We start from the raw sequence: 547 nt of genomic DNA, 5'->3' as shown, positions 1-547 counted from the left end.
TTCGGTCAGGTCCCGGCGGGCGGTGGCCTCGCTGACCCCGAGCCGCTTGGCGATCTCGCCGATGGGCAGCACGCCCTCGTCGCCGAGGATGGTCAGCAGCGTCTCGTGCCGGGTCTCTCGCAGCATGTCGGCAAACGTACTCCACGTGAGCGGGTTTGCGCGACTGTGACCGACCTCTTGCATTCGTTGGCTGAGCCATGCAAGGTGTCGCTCACGCAGATCACCCCCTGCGCAACACGACGAAGACCCCGAGAACACCTCGCGAACACCCCGAGAACACCGCGATGAACAGGAAGGGCGCACCGGTGAGCACTGCCGGAACCGCAGATTCCATAGACCCGCTGGCCGCCCTGCGCGCCCCCGGAGACCCCGAGCACGACGTCTATCTCACCGGCACCGTGTTCCTCGACATCATCTTCACCGGCCTCGACCACGCCCCGGTGCGCGGCACCGAGACCTGGGCCCGCGGCATGGGCTCAAGCCCCGGCGGCATCGCCAACATGGCCACCGCCCTCGCCCGCCTGGGCCTGCACACCACCCTCGCCGC

1 protein-coding gene and 1 pseudogene are annotated in these 547 nt (G+C 68.7%); one reads left to right on the top strand and one right to left on the bottom strand.

Annotation, left to right across the window (positions count from 1 at the left end; translation table 11 throughout):
* Positions 1 to 126, bottom strand: a 126-nt coding sequence (locus CCN51_RS50905; RefSeq protein WP_143676213.1) for a DeoR family transcriptional regulator, incomplete at its 3' end; no start/stop codon positions are given.
* Positions 127 to 284: 158 nt separating this feature from the next.
* On the opposite strand from CCN51_RS50905, the pseudogene CCN51_RS50900 reads away from it, so the two are divergent.
* A pseudogene (locus CCN51_RS50900) lies at positions 285 to 547 on the top strand (carbohydrate kinase family protein); the annotation flags it as partial.

Origin of the sequence: Streptomyces milbemycinicus (assembly GCF_002154605.1) — a bacterium.
GTDB classification, from domain to species: Bacteria; Actinomycetota; Actinomycetes; order Streptomycetales; family Streptomycetaceae; genus Streptomyces; species Streptomyces milbemycinicus.
Note: the sequence above shows the minus strand (reverse complement) of the source record. Positions and strands in the feature narration are given on the sequence as shown.